Below are 15648 nucleotides of genomic sequence, written 5' to 3'. Positions count from 1 at the left end.
GGCAGCGCCGGCGACGATGCAGAGCGAAGCGATGAGGAGGAGCGGCGCCATATGACAGCCGGTGACCCGGTCACCATCGAGGTGGCCGTCGACCCGCCGTACCCGGTGATCATCGGCACCGGCCTGCTGACGGAGCTCGAGGAGCTGCTCGGCGACCGGCACAAGGTGGCCATCGTGCACCAACCGGTCCTGGCCGAGACCGCCGAGCTGATCCGAAGCCGGTTGGCCGACAAGGGCGTTGACGCCCACCGCATCGAGATCCCGGACGCCGAGGACGGCAAGGATCTGCCGGTCGTGGGCTTTTTGTGGGAAGTGTTGGGCCGCATCGGGATCGGGCGCAAGGACGCGTTGGTCAGCCTCGGGGGCGGCGCGGCCACCGACGTCGCCGGTTTCGCGGCGGCCACCTGGTTGCGCGGCGTCGACATCGTGCACGTGCCCACGACGCTGCTGGGCATGGTCGACGCGGCCGTCGGCGGCAAGACCGGCATCAACACCGACGCGGGGAAGAACCTGGTCGGGTCGTTCCACCAGCCGCGCGCGGTCCTCGTCGATCTGGCGACGCTGCAAACGTTGCCGCACAACGAACTCGTCGCCGGGATGGCCGAAATCGTCAAGGCGGGCTTCATCGCCGATCCGGTGATCCTCGACCTCATCGAGGCCGACCCGAAAGCCGCCGTGGACCCTTCCGGTGAGGTGCTCGCGGAGCTGATCCGCCGCGCGATCGCGGTCAAGGCGGAGGTCGTCGCCGCCGACGAGAAGGAGTCCGAGCTGCGCGAGATCCTCAACTACGGGCACACATTGGGGCACGCGATCGAACGCCGGGAGCGCTACGAGTGGCGGCACGGCGCGGCGGTATCGGTGGGGCTGGTCTTCGCCGCGGAACTGGCCCGCCTCGCCGGGCGCCTCGACGACGCCACCACGCAGCGCCACCGCACCATTCTGTCCGCGCTCGGCCTGCCGGTCAGCTACGACGCCGACGCGTTGCCTCAGTTGCTGGAATACATGGCGGGGGACAAGAAGTCGCGCGCCGGTGTGCTGCGGTTCGTCGTCCTCGACGGGCTGGCGAAGCCCGGCCGGCTGGCCGGGCCCGACCCGTCGCTGTTGGCGGCGGCGTACGCCGGACTCGCGGAGGCGCAATCATGACCACCACGGTGAACGTGATCAACGGTCCCAACCTCGGCCGGCTCGGCCGGCGCGAGCCCGACGTGTACGGCGACACCACGCACGAGCAGCTGGCGGCGCTGATTGAGCGCGAAGCCGCCGGGCTCGGCCTCAAAGCCGTTGTGCGACAAAGCGACAACGAGGCGCAGCTACTGGACTGGATCCACGCGGCGGCCGACGCGAGCGAACCGGTGATCCTCAACGCCGGCGGGCTCACCCACACCTCGGTGGCGCTGCGCGACGCGTGCGCGGAATTGAGCGCGCCGCTGATCGAGGTGCACATCTCGAATGTGCATGCGCGCGAAGAGTTTCGGCGGCACTCCTACCTCAGCCCGGTCGCGACCGGAGTGATCGTGGGGCTGGGCGTGCAGGGCTATCTGCTCGCCCTGCGTTACCTGGCCGCCGCCGGCTAGTCCTTTTTCGGCTCCTCGCGGGCCGACGGGATGACCTCGGTCTTCGGGTCGTCCTCGGTCTTGGCGATCGTCTCGGTGGGGGATTCCTCCGTGGGCATCGTCTCCGTGGGCCCCTCGCGCTCGGCGGTGGCGACAGCGGAGGTCCGCTCTTCGGTCTGGGCGCCGGCCGCGGGAATCTCACCGGTGGGCGCGTCGTCGGCGCGCACCGCGGAGAACACGTCGGTGTCGGCGCGTTCCTCGTCAGTGCCGGGGCGGCGCGGCGGGGGATTGCGGTCCACCCGCCAGCGGCCGATGGTCACGCCGATGATGCCGGGCAGGAAGACGCACAGCGCGGTGAACGCCGCGAACGTCGTCACCTCGTTGATCAGCCCACCGGTGTACAGGCCGGTGTACACCAGCGCGATCAGCCAGGAGACGGCGCCACTGAGCAGGCCCGCGACCAGGCCGGCCAGCAGCCAGGTCATCGCCAGGTCGCCGCGTCGGTCCGGATCGGGGTTGGCGATGGCGTCGGCCCGGCCGTCCAGAACCCCCCACACGGCGACCCCGATGACGAACAGCAGCAGCAGCACCACGCTGAACAAACCCGCCTGGGTCTGCCACGCGTTGATCAGCGCACCTTGGAACAATCGAACGACGACCATCGCCGCGGCGTACACCAATCCGCGCAGCATCCAGTTACTCATGGCCCAAAAGCGTAGCGAGTACCGTCAAGACCCGTGACACATTCACAGCGTCGAGACAGGCTCAGAGCACGGCTGCAGACCAGCGGATTGGATGCGCTGCTGGTCACGGACCTGGTCAACGTCCGTTATCTCTCCGGATTCACCGGGTCCAACGGCGCGTTGCTGGTGTTCGCCGACGATCGAAGCCCCCTGCTGGCGACCGACGGCCGGTACCGCACCCAGGCCGCCGAGCAGGCGCCGGACTTGGAGGTCGCCATCGAGCGCGTGCTGGGGCGCTACCTGGTCGGGCAGGCCGCCGCGGCGGGTGCGCGAAAGCTGGGTTTCGAAAGCAACGTGGTGACCGTCGACGGATTCGACGCCCTGACCGGCGAGCTGAACGACCGGAAGGCGCCCACCGAACTGGTGAAGGCCGCCGGAACCGTCGAGGCGTTGCGCGAGGTCAAGGACGCCGGTGAGGTCGCCCTGCTGCGCCTGGCCTGCGAGGCGGCCGACGCCGCGCTCACCGACCTGGTGGCGCGCGGCGGGCTGCGGCCCGGCCGCACCGAACGCGAGGTCAGCAGGGAGCTCGAGGCCCTGATGCTCGACCACGGCGCCGACGCGATCTCGTTCGAGACCATCGTGGCCGCGGGGCCGAACTCGGCGATCCCGCATCATCGCCCCACCGACGCCGCGCTGGCGGCCGGTGATTTCGTCAAGATCGACTTCGGCGCGCTGGTCGGCGGCTACCACTCCGACATGACCCGCACGTTCGTGCTTGGCAAGGCCGCCGACTGGCAGCTGGAGATCTACCAATTGGTCGCCGACTCCCAGCGGGCCGGCCGGGAGGCGCTGCGCGCCGGCGCCGACCTGCGCGGGGTGGACGCCGCGGCCCGCCAGGTGATCGCCGACGCCGGCTACGGCGAGCAGTTCAGCCACAGCCTGGGCCATGGCGTGGGTCTGGAGATCCACGAGGCGCCGGGCATCGGCGCCACGTCCACCGGCACCTTGCTGGGCGAGTCCGTGGTGACCGTGGAACCCGGCGTCTACCTGCCCGGCCGCGGGGGCGTCCGCATCGAGGACACCCTGGTGGTGCCGGAAGAGGGCCGCGCGCAGGCCCCGGAACTGCTGACCAAATTCCCCAAGGAGCTGGCCGTTCTCTCCTAGCTCGGGGGGGTTGCGCGCCCGAGTAAGGTCGGGGGCGTGAACGGGGTGGCACGGGGGCTGGCGCGCCTGCGGGATTTCCGGTGGGACATGTACGCCCAGCCCCTACGCGAGACACGGCTGGAGATGGACATCGTCTATTTCGCCGTGCGGCTGCCGTTCGCCAGCGGGGTGACGCTGCGCGTCCCGCTGTTGACGATGATCAAGCCGTTGGCGTCGCACGAGGAACCATCCCGGGTCGACGGACAACACGCCCACCGCTGACACGTTCCACCCGTCAGCGCCCCGACCCCGGGCCGCGGGCCCGCGCCGGCGAGCACTCTAAACTGGCCGACAAGTCACAGACAGTTCCCTAGACGACTGTCCATCCCCGAGGAGACGTACCGAACCGTGGCAAGCACTGCCGATTTCAAGAATGGACTGGTGCTGGTGATCGACGGCCAGCTGTGGCAGATCGTCGAGTTCCAGCACGTCAAACCCGGCAAGGGCCCGGCGTTCGTGCGCACCAAGCTGAAGAATGTGCTGTCAGGCAAGGTCGTCGACAAGACGTACAACGCCGGGGTGAAGGTGGAAACCGCGACCGTGGACCGGCGCGACACCACCTACCTGTACCGCGACGGCTCGGACTTCGTGTTCATGGACAGCCAGGACTACGAGCAGCATCCGCTGCCGGAGTCGCTGGTCGGCGACGCCGCCCGGTTCCTGCTCGAGGGTCTGCCGGTGCAGGTGGCGTTCCACAACGGGGCGCCGCTCTACATCGAGCTGCCGGTGTCGGTCGAGATGGAGGTCACCCACACCGAGCCCGGCCTGCAGGGCGACCGGTCCAGCGCCGGCACCAAACCCGCCACCGTGGAAACCGGGGCCGAGATTCAGGTGCCGCTGTTCATCAACACCGGGGACAAGCTGAAGGTGGACACCCGCGACGGCAGCTACCTGGGACGTGTCAACGCGTGAGCCGGCCCGTTAAAGGGCGACATCAGGCTCGCAAGCGCGCCGTCGACCTGTTGTTCGAAGCCGAGGCGCGCGGATTGAGCCCCGCGGAGGTGGTCGACGTCCGCACCGGGCTCGCCGAGGCGAACCCCGAAATCGCGCCCCTGCAGCCGTATACGGCGGCGGTGGCGCGGGGCGTCGGCGAACACGCCGCACACGTCGACGACCTGATCAGCTCGCATCTGCAGGGCTGGACGCTGGACCGGCTGCCCGCCGTGGACCGCGCCATCCTGCGGGTCGCGGTGTGGGAGCTCCTCTACGCCGACGACGTGCCGGAGCCGGTCGCCGTCGACGAGGCCGTCCAGCTGGCCAAGGAGCTGTCCACCGACGACTCGCCGGGCTTCGTCAACGGGGTGCTCGGCCACGTCATGCTGGTCACCCCGCAGATCAGGGCGGCCGCCCAGGCCGTTCGGGGCGCGGCGGGTTCCGACGCCCCCGGCACAGCGGAGGACCACGGACCGCAGCCATGAGCCGGTTGGAGCTGCGCCTGGTCGTTGCGGCCGTGCTGGCCGCGGCGGTGGTGGTGGGTGCCGTGGTGTGCGCCGCCTACGGGTGGACCATCGTCGCCTCGGTGCTCTCGATCTTCGCGCTGGGGGTGGGCGCGTGGCTGTATCACTGCGTCGAACGGGTGGCCGTCGCCCGCCGCATCAGCACGGTGCGTTCGGCGGCCCGGCCGCTGCAGCCGCTGCTGCCGGTGATGGCCGCGATCATGGGCCTGACGCAGGGCGTGGTGCGAGCGCTCAGCGACGTCACCGACCTGCCGGCCCGTAGCCGGGAGTTGCCCGTGCTGCGGTGGGCGGACGCCCGGGCAAACCGGCGGATGATCGAAGGTGGTGACGAGCCGGATCACTGATCAAGCTCAGGTGAAACGGCCACGGTCGGGGCGCGGCGGGTTGACAATACGAGTTGGACTGCAGCGGCGGCGATCCGAGAAGAACAGGTGAGGTCATGATCCGATACAGCACCCAGCCGCGACGACTTCGAGTCTCCGCGCTGGCGGCGGTGGCCAACCCGTCCTACGCCCGGGTCGACACCTGGAACCTGCTCGACGACGCGTGCCGCCACCTCGCCGAGGTGGATCTCGCCGGCTTGGACAAAACCCACGACGTGGCCCGGGTGAAGCGTTTGATGGACCGCATCGCCGCCTACGAGCGCTACTGGCTGTACCCGGGCGCGGAAAACCTGGCGGTCTTCCGCGCGCACCTGGAGAGCCTGTCCACGGTGCGGCTCACCGAAGAGGTCTCCCTGGCCGTGCGGCTGCTGAGCGAATACGGCGACCGCGCAGGCCTTTTCGACACCTCGGCGCCGCTGGATGACCAGGAGCTGGTGGCGCAGGCCAAACAGCAGCACTTCTACACCGTGTTGCTCGCCGACGACGCCCCCAGCACGGCGCCGGACAGCCTGGCCGAATGCCTGCGGGCGCTGCGTTGCCCGTCCGACGATGTGCAGTTCGAGATCCTGGTCGTCCCCAGCGTCGAGGACGCGATCACCGCCGTCGCTTTGAACGGGGAGATCCAGGCCGCGATCATCCGCGACGACCTGCCGCTGCGCTCGCGTGACCGGCTGCCGCTGATGAACACGCTGCTCGGGCCCAACGAGGACGCGGACGGCGTCATCCCCGACCGCGCCAACGACTGGGTCGAGTGCGGCGAATGGATCAGGGAGCTGCGGCCCCACATCGACCTGTACCTGCTCACCGACGAGTCGATCGCGGCGGGCGACGACAGCGAGCCCGACGTCTACGACCGGACGTTCTACCGGCTCAACGACGTCACCGATCTGCACAGCACAGTGCTCGCCGGGCTGCGGAACCGTTATGCCACACCGTTTTTCGACGCGCTGCGGGCGTATGCGGCGGCGCCGGTCGGCCAGTTCCACGCGCTGCCCGTCGCGCGCGGCGCCAGCATCTTCAACTCCAGGTCTCTGCAGGACATGGGGGAGTTCTACGGCCGCAACATCTTCATGGCCGAAACCTCCACCACCTCCGGCGGTCTGGACTCGCTGCTCGACCCGCACGGCAACATCAAGAAGGCGATGGACAAGGCCGCGAAAACGTGGAACGCCGACCACACCTACTTCGTCACCAACGGGACGTCGACCGCCAACAAGATCGTCGTGCAGTCGCTGACCCGGCCCGGCGACATCGTGCTGATCGACCGCAACTGCCACAAGTCGCACCACTACGGGCTGGTGCTGGCCGGCGCCTACCCGCTCTACCTGGACGCCTATCCGTTGCCGCAGTTCGCGATCTACGGGGCGGTGTCGCTGCGCACCATCAAGCAGACGCTGCTGGACCTGGAGGCGGCGGGACAACTGGACCGCGTGCGGATGCTGCTGCTGACCAACTGCACGTTCGACGGCGTCGTCTACAACCCGCTGCAGGTCATGCAGGAGGTGCTGGCGATCAAGCCGGACATCTGCTTTCTGTGGGACGAGGCGTGGTACGCCTTCGCGACGGCGGTGCCGTGGGCGCGGCAGCGGACCGCGATGGTGGCCGCCGAACGCCTCGAGCACATGCTGGCATCGCCGGAATACGTTGAGGAATACCGGAAATGGGCCGCGTCGATGGACGGGGTCGACCGGTCGGAGTGGATCGAGCGTGAGCTGATGCCCGATCCGGCGAGCGCGCGGGTCCGCGTCTACGCGACGCACTCCACGCACAAATCGCTGTCGGCGCTGCGGCAGGCGTCGATGATCCACGTCCGTGACCAGGATTTCAACGCACTCACCCGCGACGCGTTCGGGGAGGCGTTTTTGACCCACACGTCGACCTCACCGAACCAGCAGCTGCTCGCGTCGCTGGACCTGGCCCGCCGCCAGGTCGACATCGAGGGTTTCCAACTCGTCCGGCAGGTCTACGACATGGCGCTGGTCTTCCGGCACCGGGTCCGCAAGGACCGGCTGATCAGCAAGTGGTTCCGCATCCTCGACGAATCCGATTTGGTGCCCGAGGAATTCCGGGAGTCGTCGGTCAGTTCGTACCGCGAGGTCAGGCAGGGCGCGCTGGCCGAATGGAACGAGGCGTGGCGCTCCGACCAGTTCGTGCTGGACGCGACGCGCGTAACCCTGTTCGTCGGCGCGACCGGGATGAACGGTTACGACTTCCGCGAGAAGATCCTGATGGAGCGGTTCGGCATCCAGATCAACAAGACGTCGATCAACAGCGTGTTGTTGATCTTCACGATCGGCGTCACCTGGTCGAGCGTGCACTACCTGCTCGACGTGTTGCGGAGGGTGGCAATCGATTTCGACCGCACCGAAAAGGCGGCGAGCGTGGCGGACCGGGCGCTGCAGCAGCGCCACGTCGAGGAGATCACCGAGGACCTGCCGCACCTGCCCGACTTCAGCGAGTTCGACGTCGCGTTCCGGCCCGTCGACGAATGCAACTTCGGTGACATGCGGTCGGCGTTCTACGCCGGATACGAAGAGGCCGATCGCGAGCACGTGCTGATCGGCATGGCGGGCCGGCGGCTGGCCGAGGGCAAGACGCTGGTGTCGACGACGTTCGTGGTGCCCTACCCGCCGGGCTTCCCGGTGCTGGTGCCCGGCCAGGTGGTCTCCAAGGAGATCGTCTACTTCCTGGCCCAGCTCGACGTCAAGGAAATCCACGGCTACAACCCCGATTTGGGGCTGTCGGTCTTCACCGAGACGGCGCTGGCGCGCATGGAAGCGCAACGCAACGCCGCGGCGGCCGCGGTGGGCTCGGTGACCGCGGCGTTCGAGCTGCCCGCAGACGCCTCCGTCGCCTCCGGCATGAACGGAGCGCGCAACGGCGCGCCGGCGGTGCCGTCGGTCGCCGACAACACCTGACGCGCGCGTCGGGTTCTGCTCATCCAGATCGCAACACCGGCGGATCGCCGCAGGTGGCGCAATGGCGCGTCGGTCCGAGGTTTCCGCTGGTCGGGCGCGAACGGGACCCGGCGCAATGCGGCTGGGCGCCGTCGCCGACGCTGCCCGGCGGCCCGGAAAGGGCCCCTGAGCTGCGTTAGCGTGGCGGCGTGGCGCAACCAGTACCCGTCGGGGATGTTCAAGGCTCGCGGGCCAGCCGCGCCCGCCGGGTCGCCGACGTGTTGCGCCAGCAGATCCACGCCGACGCCTACCCGGACGGCCTGCCGGCCGAACTCGATCTGGCCGCCGAGTTCTCGGTCTCGCGCAACACCGTTCGCGAAGCGCTGACCGTCCTCAAGCACGAGGGGCTGATCGACCGCGGGCCCAGGGTCGGCACCCACGTCGCGCAGCGCAAGTACGACCACGGGCTCGACGCGCTGCTGGGCCTGAAGGAAACGTTCAAGGATCTCGGCGAGGTGCGCAACGAGGTGCGGGCGGCCATGCCGGTCACCGCGCCGCCGTCGGTGGCCCGCCGGTTGCGGCTGAAACCGGGGGAGCGGGCGGTGTTCGTCGAGCGGCTGCGCTACCTCGGGGACCTGCCGCTCAGCCTGGACCTCACCTACCTCGCCCCGGACATCGGCGCCCAGGTCCTGAACCATCCCCTGGAAACCGACGACCTGTTCGCGCTCATCGAGGAGGTCAGCGGGCAGCGGCTGGGCTCGGCGGCGTTGGCACTCGAGGCCATCCCCGCCGACGCGCACTCGGCGGCCACGCTGCAGGTGCCCGACGGCGCGGCGCTGCTGATGCTCGAGCGCCTCACCAGCCTCGCCGACGGCACCCCCGTCGACCTCGAGTACATCCGGATGCGCGGGGACCGAATCACCATGCGCGGCAATCTTGTCCGAGCCGAAACGAGGAGCAACCCATGACGCTGATCAACAACACGCGCGCGGACGTGCCGGTGACGATCGACGAGTCGCTGTGCATCGACGGCTGCACGCTGTGCGTGGAGGTCTGCCCGCTCGACGCGCTGGCCATCAACCCCGACACCGGCAAGGCCTTCATGCATGTCGACGAATGCTGGTACTGCGGCCCCTGCGCGGCCCGCTGTCCGACTGGCGCCGTCACCGTCAACATGCCCTATCTCCTTCGCTGAAAAGCGTTTATCCCCAGGATTCTTCGATGAAACGACACGCCGTCTGGCCGGCGTCGGTGATGATCGCGATCGCCGCGCTGCTCTCCGGGTGCTCGCTGGAATCCCTGTCGCAGTCATCCGGCGTGGTCAACGTGGTGGTGGGATACCAGTCCAAGACCATCAACACCGTCACCGCGGGCACGCTGCTGCGCGCACAGGGCTACCTCGAACACCGCCTTGCCGACATCACCACCCGCACCGGCACCAAATACGCGGTGCGGTGGCAGGATTACGACACCGGCGCCCCGATCACCGCGCAGATGCTCGCCGAGAAGATCGACATCGGCTCGATGGGCGACTATCCGATGCTGATCAACGGCTCCAAGACGCAGGCCAACCCGCTGGCCCGCACCGAGATCGTCTCCATCACTGGCTACAACCCCAAGGGCGCCCTCAACATGGTGGTGGTGACCCCGGATTCGCGCGCCAAGGGCCTGGCCGACCTCGCCGGCACCAAGGTCTCCGCCAGCGTCGGGTCGGCCGGCCACGGCACCCTGGTGCGCGCGCTGGGCAGGGCCGGCGTCACCGGCGTCGAGGTGCTCAACCAGCAACCGCAGGTCGGGGCATCGGCGCTGGAATCCGGTCAGGTACAGGCGCTTTCGCAATTCGTCGCCTGGCCGGGGCTGCTGGTCTATCAGGGCAAGGCCAAGCTGCTCTACGACGGGGCCGAGCTGAACCTGCCCACCCTGCACGGTGTGGTGGTGCGCCGCTCCTACGCGTCGGCGCACCCGGAGGTGCTGGGCGCCTTCCTGCAGGCGCAGTTGGACGCCACCGATTTCATCAACGACAAGCCGCTGCAGGCCGCCCGCATCGTGGCCAAGGAAAGCGGGCTGCCCCAGGAGGTCGTCTACCTCTACAACGGTCCCGGGGGCACATCGTTCGACACCACGCTGAAGCCGTCGCTGGTCGAGGCGCTGAAAAGCGATGTGCCGTACCTGAAGTCGATCGGTGACTTCGCCGATCTCGATGTGGCGAAGTTCGTCGTGGACGAACCGCTGCGCGCGGTGTTCACCGCCCGCGGCCTCGACTATGCGGCGTCGCGGGCGCGCACCGCCAACCCGTCGGCGCTGCGCGGCGACCCCGCGCTGGCCAGCGAGCTGTGGCTGGACGGGGCCGACGCCACGCAGACGGTCGCGACCCCGACCGCGCTGCTGCAGGCCGTGCGGGACGCGGTCAGCCACGGAGCCAAGGTCCGCGCCGCCTACGTTCCCGACGCCGAACTCGGCACCCGCTGGTTCGCCGACAAGGCGTTCTGGGTCAAAGACGGGCAGAACTACCTGCCGTTCGGCACCCCGGCCGGGGCGAACCGGTACCTCGCCGGTCACCCGCGCGGTGTCGCCATGGATTACCAAGAGGCACTGGGAGGTTCGGTATGACTGCCCAAGTGGTGGCCGATCAAGTCCTCGGCGTCGTCTCGACGCCCGCGGTGGCGCGGCCGCGGCGGATCGCGGCGCGGTGGCAATCTCGGCTGCTGCGGCTGGCGTCGGTGGCCGCCGCGATCGGGGTGTGGCAATTGCTCACCGCGGACAAGGTGCGGCTGCTGCTGCGATTCGACACGCTGCCCACCGTCACCGAGATCGTCAACGCGCTGCACCGCCGGCTCGGCACCGGCGAGTACTGGCTCGACCTGGCGCAGTCGCTGATCCGCATCCTGACCGGGTTCGGGCTGGCCGCCGTCGTCGGCGTCGCGACCGGTGTGCTGCTGGGCCGCTCGCGGTTGTTCGCCGACGTGTTCGGGCCGCTGGTGGAGCTGGCCCGGCCCATCCCGGCCATCGCCATGGTGCCGGTGGCCATCCTGCTGTTCCCGACCGACGAGGCCGGCATCGTGTTCATCACGTTCCTGGCGGCCTATTTCCCGATCATGGTCTCCACCCGGCACGCCGTGCGCGCGCTGCCCACCCTGTGGGAGGACTCGGTGCGCACGCTCGGCGGCGGCCGCTGGCAGGTGCTCACCCAGGTGGTGCTGCCCGGCATCCTGCCGGGTGTGTTCGGCGGGTTGTCCGTCGGCATGGGCGTGGCCTGGATCTGCGTGATCTCCGCCGAGATGATCTCCGGGCGCCTGGGCGTCGGCTACCGCACCTGGCAGGACTACACCGTGCTGGCCTATCCCCGGGTGTTCGTCGGCATCATCACCATCGGCGTGCTGGGATTCGTGACGTCGGCGGCCGTCGAGTTGGTGGGCCGCCGCGTGACCCGCTGGCTGCCGCGCGCCCAGGAGGGCGCACGATGACCGCGACCAAGACCGGGATGGGCCTCGAGCTGGACCGGGTTCGCTTGTCCTACAACGGTCCTGCGGTGATCGACGACCTGAGCCTGGTGGTGCGGCCGGGCGAGATCCTGGTGCTGACCGGGCCGTCGGGCTGCGGCAAGTCGACCGTGCTGCGCGCCCTGGCCGGCCTGCTCTTACCCGACGGCGGCCGCGTGCTGGCCGACGGCGACCCCGTCGAAACCACCTCGGGCGACCGGGGAATGGTGTTCCAGGACAACGCATTACTGCCCTGGCGCACCGTGCGGTCCAACATCGAATTGGCGCTGCGCCTGCGCGGCGCACCCCGGGCCGGCCGGCGCGCCGCCGCCGAACGCTGGATCGACGAACTCGGGCTCACCGGATTCGGCAACTATTTGCCCAAGAGCCTGTCCGGCGGGATGCGCCAGCGCGTCCAGCTCGCGCGGGGCCTGGCCGGGGCGCCCCGGGCGGTCATGATGGACGAGCCGTTCGGCGCGCTGGACACCCAGACGCGCGCCGCCATGCAGCGGCTGCTGATCGACACCTGGCGCACCCACCCGACCACGATCGTGTTCGTCACCCACGACGTCGACGAGGCGCTGGCGCTGGGGGACCGCATCGTGGTGCTGGGCCGCGCCGGTGAGCCGGTGCGTGCCTCGATCGAGGTGCCGGAGCCGCGCAGCGACCGGCCACAGCAGGAGTTGCGCGCGCAGATCATCGCCGCGCTGAACCACGCGGAGGTTCCATGATGCAGATTCCCGACCCGGCGGCACCGGTCCGGCTCGACTGTGACGTCCTGGTCATCGGCGGCGGCACCGCCGGCACCATGGCGGCACTGTCCGCCGCCGAGAACGGCGCGCAGGTGCTGTTGCTGGAGAAGGCCCACGTGCGGCACTCGGGCGCCCTGGCGATGGGCATGGACGGCGTCAACAACGCGGTGATCCCCGGCAAGGCCGAACCCGAGGACTACGTCGCCGAGATCACCCGCGCCAACGACGGAATCGTCAACCAGCGCACCATCTATCAGACCGCCACCCGCGGGTTCGCGATGGTGCAGCGTCTCGAGCGCTATGGGGTGAAGTTCGAGAAGAACGAGCACGGTGAATACGCCGTGCGCCGGGTGCACCGCTCGGGCTCGTACGTGCTGCCGATGCCCGAGGGCAAGGACGTGAAAAAGGCGCTGTACCGGGTGCTGCGGCAACGGTCGATGCGCGAGAAGATCCGGATCGAGAACCGGCTGATGCCGGTGCGGGTGCTGGTGGATGGCGGCCGCGCGGTGGGCGCCGCGGCGCTGAACACGCGCAGCGGCGAGTTCGTCACCGTCGGCGCCAAGGCGGTCATCCTGGCGACCGGGGCGTGCGGCCGGCTCGGGCTGCCCGCCTCGGGCTACCTGTACGGCACGTACGAGAACCCGACCAACGCTGGCGACGGCTACTCGATGGCCTACCACGCGGGCGCCGAGCTGTCGGGCATCGAATGCTTCCAGGTCAACCCGCTGATCAAGGACTACAACGGGCCGGCGTGCGCGTACGTGGCCAATCCCTTTGGCGGATACCAGGTCAACGCGCACGGCGAGCGGTTCGTGGACTCCGACTACTGGTCGGGGCAGATGATGGCCGAGGTCAAAAGCGAGATCGACTCCGCGCGCGGGCCCATCTATCTCAAGGTGACGCATCTGTCCGACGAGACGCTGACGGCGCTGGAAAACATCCTGCACACCACCGAACGGCCCACCCGGGGCACATTCCACGCCAACCGGGGCCACGACTACCGCACCCACGACATCGAGATGCATATCTCCGAGATCGGTTTGTGCAGTGGGCATTCCGCGTCCGGCGTGTGGGTCGACGAGCAGGCCCGCACCACGGTGCCCGGCCTGTACGCCGCCGGGGACATGGCCTGCGTCCCGCACAACTACATGATCGGGGCGTTCGTGTTCGGCGACCTCGCCGGCACGCACGCCGCGTCCACCCTGGCCGATGTCGCCGCGCCGCAACGGCTTCCGCAGGACCAGGTGCGCGAGGCGCACGAGCTGATCTACCGGCCGCTGCGCCACCCCGACGGGCCGCCGCAGCCGCAGGTCGAATACAAGCTGCGCCGCTTCGTCAACGACTATGTCGCCCCGCCCAAGACGGCGGCCAAACTGTCGCTCGCGATCCGCACCTTCGAGCGGATGAGCGAGGAGATCGCCGAGATGGGCGCCCGCAACCCGCACGAGCTGATGCGCGCGGTGGAGGTGTCGTTCATCCGGGACTGCGCCGAGATGGCCGCCCGATCCTCGCACACCCGCACCGAATCGCGGTGGGGCCTCTATCACGACCGCGCCGATCTGCCCGGCCGCGACGACGCCCAGTGGGGCTACCACCTCAACCTTCGCAAAGACGCCGGCGGGGAGATGGTGTTCCTCAAGCGGCCGGTGGCGCCGTACTTCGTGCCGGTCCCGGAGCTGGACGGCCTGCCGCCCACCGACCGGACCGTGTACCCGGTGGAGGAGCCGCCGCTGATCGGCGGCCAGGCCCCGGCCACGGCGGTGTCCCGAATCGCCTCGGCGACAACGGCTTTCGAGGCGCCCTCGCCTCGCATCGCCGAAGTGCTGGCGCTCGAGGAGCCGACGGTCGCCGACCTGGCGCGCTACCTGGCCGACTTCGATCCCGGCGTGCGCCGCACCGCGGTGGCCACGCTGACCGAGCACATCCCCGACGGGTACGCCCCCGCGCTGTTGGCGGTGCTGGGCGACGACGACGCGGCCGTGCGCCGCACCGGCGCCGACGGGATCCGCGAACTGGTCGAGGTGCTGCCCGAGCCCGAAAAGGCCCGGGAATACCTGGATTCGGCCGACCGCGTGGTGCGGGCGGCGGCGCTGTACGTGCTGGCGGCACGCCGCGCCGGTGACGGCGCCCACTACCGCCGCGCCCTCGCCGATGCCGATCATCGGGTCCGCATCGAGGCGGTGCGCGCGCTGGTGTCCGTCGACGACGTGCAGGGCGTCGTCGACGCCGCCGGCGACGAGAACCGGGAGGTCCGGATCGCCGCGGCCGCCGGTCTGGCGACGCTAGCGGCGGTGGCAGCCCCAGCTAGCCGGGCGGTGCGCGGGCTGGTCGCCGACACCGACCCGTTGGTCCGTGCCGCCGGCCTCGCCGCGCTGGGTGAGATAGGTTGCAGCCAAGACGATTACGCCGCCGTCACGCAGGCGCTACGGGCCCCGGCCTGGCAGGTGCGCGAAGGCGCGGCGCGCGCGCTGGCCGGCGCGGCTGCGGATTTCGCGGTTCCCCAGCTGTCCGAGGCGCTCAGCGACGCGCACCTGGACGTGCGCAAGGCGGCGGTGCTCAGCCTGACGCGCTGGGCGGCCGAACCCGACGCCCGCGACGCGCTTGGGATCGCGCTCAAGGACAGCGACGCCGACGTGCGGGCCTACGCCCGCCGGGCGCTCGAGCACGACGGCTCGCTGCAGAACGGCTAGTCAGCGCAGGATCTTGGCGTAGAGGAGGCTGTCCTGCGGCTCGGGTCCCATCGTGGGGTAGACGGCGTGCCGGGCCAGCCGGCCCTCCAGGAAGAAGCCGGCGTGCTCGAGCAGACGCGCCGAGCGTTCGTTGTCGACGCTGCAGGTGGCCCAGACCCGATACACGTCGCGATCGGCGTCGAGCGCGGTTAGCAGCATGCCGAGCACCTCCGACATCAGGCCCTTGCCCCACCACCGCCGGCCCAGGCAGTAGCCGATCTCGACCGAGTGCGCCGCCGTGCGTCGGCAGCTGGCCAGCCCGACGACCTCGCCGCGGTGCCGCAGTTCGATCACCCAGGTCTTCTCGTCGGCGGCCGCGTTGAGCTTTTCGGTGATCACCCGCCGCGTCGCCGCGACGTCGGGATGCGGTGCCCACAGCAGATACTTGGTGACCTGCGGATCGCGCGCGACCCGCTGGTACAGCGGTCCGGCGTCGTCGAGCGTGGGTAGGCGCAGGGTCAGCCGCGGCCCGTTGATGCGGTCGGGTGGGTAGTCGGGCATGGCGATGCGCC

Annotated in this window: 16 protein-coding genes; 14 read left to right on the top strand and 2 right to left on the bottom strand. The window is 69.7% G+C overall.

The features are described 5' to 3' along the window. Window positions 1–51: 51 nt before the first annotated feature. The gene (gene aroB / locus W7S_RS16235) at window positions 52–1143 is read left to right on the top strand and encodes a 3-dehydroquinate synthase (RefSeq protein WP_008258237.1); all 1092 of its coding nucleotides are present in this window, start codon (window positions 52–54) and stop codon (window positions 1141–1143) included. After that, window positions 1140–1574 (top strand): type II 3-dehydroquinate dehydratase, encoded by a 435-nt coding sequence (gene aroQ / locus W7S_RS16230; RefSeq protein ID WP_008258236.1) that lies wholly within the window; start codon window positions 1140–1142, stop codon window positions 1572–1574. Before aroB ends, aroQ begins: the two co-directional genes overlap by 4 nt. Here aroQ and W7S_RS16225 read toward each other — a convergent pair. Further along, window positions 1571–2257 (bottom strand): B-4DMT family transporter, encoded by a 687-nt coding sequence (locus tag W7S_RS16225; protein WP_009955904.1) that lies wholly within the window; start codon window positions 2255–2257, stop codon window positions 1571–1573. The genes aroQ and W7S_RS16225 overlap by 4 nt on opposite strands. A 33-nt stretch (window positions 2258–2290) precedes the next feature. Here W7S_RS16225 and W7S_RS16220 point away from each other — a divergent pair, with 33 nt between their 5' ends. From W7S_RS16220 to W7S_RS16165, 12 genes are all read left to right on the top strand, one after another. Then, window positions 2291–3400: a Xaa-Pro peptidase family protein gene (locus W7S_RS16220; RefSeq protein ID WP_008258234.1), complete on the top strand. Its 1110-nt coding sequence runs from the start codon at window positions 2291–2293 to the stop codon at window positions 3398–3400. Between the two features lie 36 nt (window positions 3401–3436). Further along, window positions 3437–3661 (top strand): hypothetical protein, encoded by a 225-nt coding sequence (locus tag W7S_RS16215; RefSeq protein ID WP_008258233.1) that lies wholly within the window; start codon window positions 3437–3439, stop codon window positions 3659–3661. Window positions 3662–3787: 126 nt separating this feature from the next. Further along, window positions 3788–4351, top strand: coding sequence for an elongation factor P (gene efp / locus W7S_RS16210; RefSeq protein WP_007171952.1), 564 nt, complete (start codon window positions 3788–3790; stop codon window positions 4349–4351). Beyond that, on the top strand, window positions 4348–4857 hold the full coding sequence (nusB, locus tag W7S_RS16205) for a transcription antitermination factor NusB (protein WP_008258232.1): 510 nt from the start codon (window positions 4348–4350) through the stop codon (window positions 4855–4857). The genes efp and nusB overlap by 4 nt, the downstream gene beginning before the upstream one ends. Beyond that, entirely contained in the window at window positions 4854–5240 is a 387-nt protein-coding gene (locus tag W7S_RS16200; RefSeq protein WP_008258231.1) for a hypothetical protein, read from the top strand. The genes nusB and W7S_RS16200 overlap by 4 nt, the downstream gene beginning before the upstream one ends. A 95-nt stretch (window positions 5241–5335) precedes the next feature. Further along, a complete protein-coding gene (locus W7S_RS16195; RefSeq protein WP_008258230.1) occupies window positions 5336–8197 on the top strand; it encodes an aminotransferase class I/II-fold pyridoxal phosphate-dependent enzyme in 2862 nt (953 codons plus the stop codon). A gap of 188 nt (window positions 8198–8385) precedes the next feature. Beyond that, window positions 8386–9144, top strand: a complete 759-nt coding sequence (locus W7S_RS16190) for a GntR family transcriptional regulator (protein ID WP_036429023.1) — start codon at window positions 8386–8388, stop codon at window positions 9142–9144. Further along, window positions 9141–9371, top strand: coding sequence for a ferredoxin family protein (locus W7S_RS16185; RefSeq protein ID WP_008258228.1), 231 nt, complete (start codon window positions 9141–9143; stop codon window positions 9369–9371). Before W7S_RS16190 ends, W7S_RS16185 begins: the two co-directional genes overlap by 4 nt. 26 nt (window positions 9372–9397) lie before the next feature. Continuing rightward, on the top strand, window positions 9398–10786 hold the full coding sequence (locus W7S_RS16180) for an ABC transporter substrate-binding protein (protein WP_014712008.1): 1389 nt from the start codon (window positions 9398–9400) through the stop codon (window positions 10784–10786). Beyond that, window positions 10783–11640, top strand: coding sequence for an ABC transporter permease (locus tag W7S_RS16175; RefSeq protein ID WP_026071322.1), 858 nt, complete (start codon window positions 10783–10785; stop codon window positions 11638–11640). Before W7S_RS16180 ends, W7S_RS16175 begins: the two co-directional genes overlap by 4 nt. Beyond that, window positions 11637–12386 carry an ABC transporter ATP-binding protein gene (locus W7S_RS16170; RefSeq protein WP_008258209.1) on the top strand — a complete coding sequence of 250 codons (750 nt, stop codon included), beginning with the start codon at window positions 11637–11639 and terminating at the stop codon, window positions 12384–12386. The genes W7S_RS16175 and W7S_RS16170 overlap by 4 nt, the downstream gene beginning before the upstream one ends. Next, complete coding sequence (locus tag W7S_RS16165; protein WP_081490122.1) at window positions 12383–15097, top strand: fumarate reductase/succinate dehydrogenase flavoprotein subunit; 2715 nt, start codon at window positions 12383–12385, stop codon at window positions 15095–15097. Before W7S_RS16170 ends, W7S_RS16165 begins: the two co-directional genes overlap by 4 nt. On the opposite strand, the gene W7S_RS16160 is transcribed toward W7S_RS16165, so the two are convergent. Continuing rightward, a complete protein-coding gene (locus W7S_RS16160) occupies window positions 15098–15637 on the bottom strand; it encodes a GNAT family N-acetyltransferase (protein WP_008258207.1) in 540 nt (179 codons plus the stop codon). Between the last annotated feature and the right edge of the window lie 11 nt (window positions 15638–15648).

The organism is Mycobacterium sp. MOTT36Y (genome assembly GCF_000262165.1).
GTDB lineage: Bacteria > Actinomycetota > Actinomycetes > Mycobacteriales > Mycobacteriaceae > Mycobacterium > Mycobacterium intracellulare.
The sequence above is the reverse complement of the archived record's forward strand: the minus strand, read 5'-3'. Positions and strand labels throughout refer to the sequence as shown.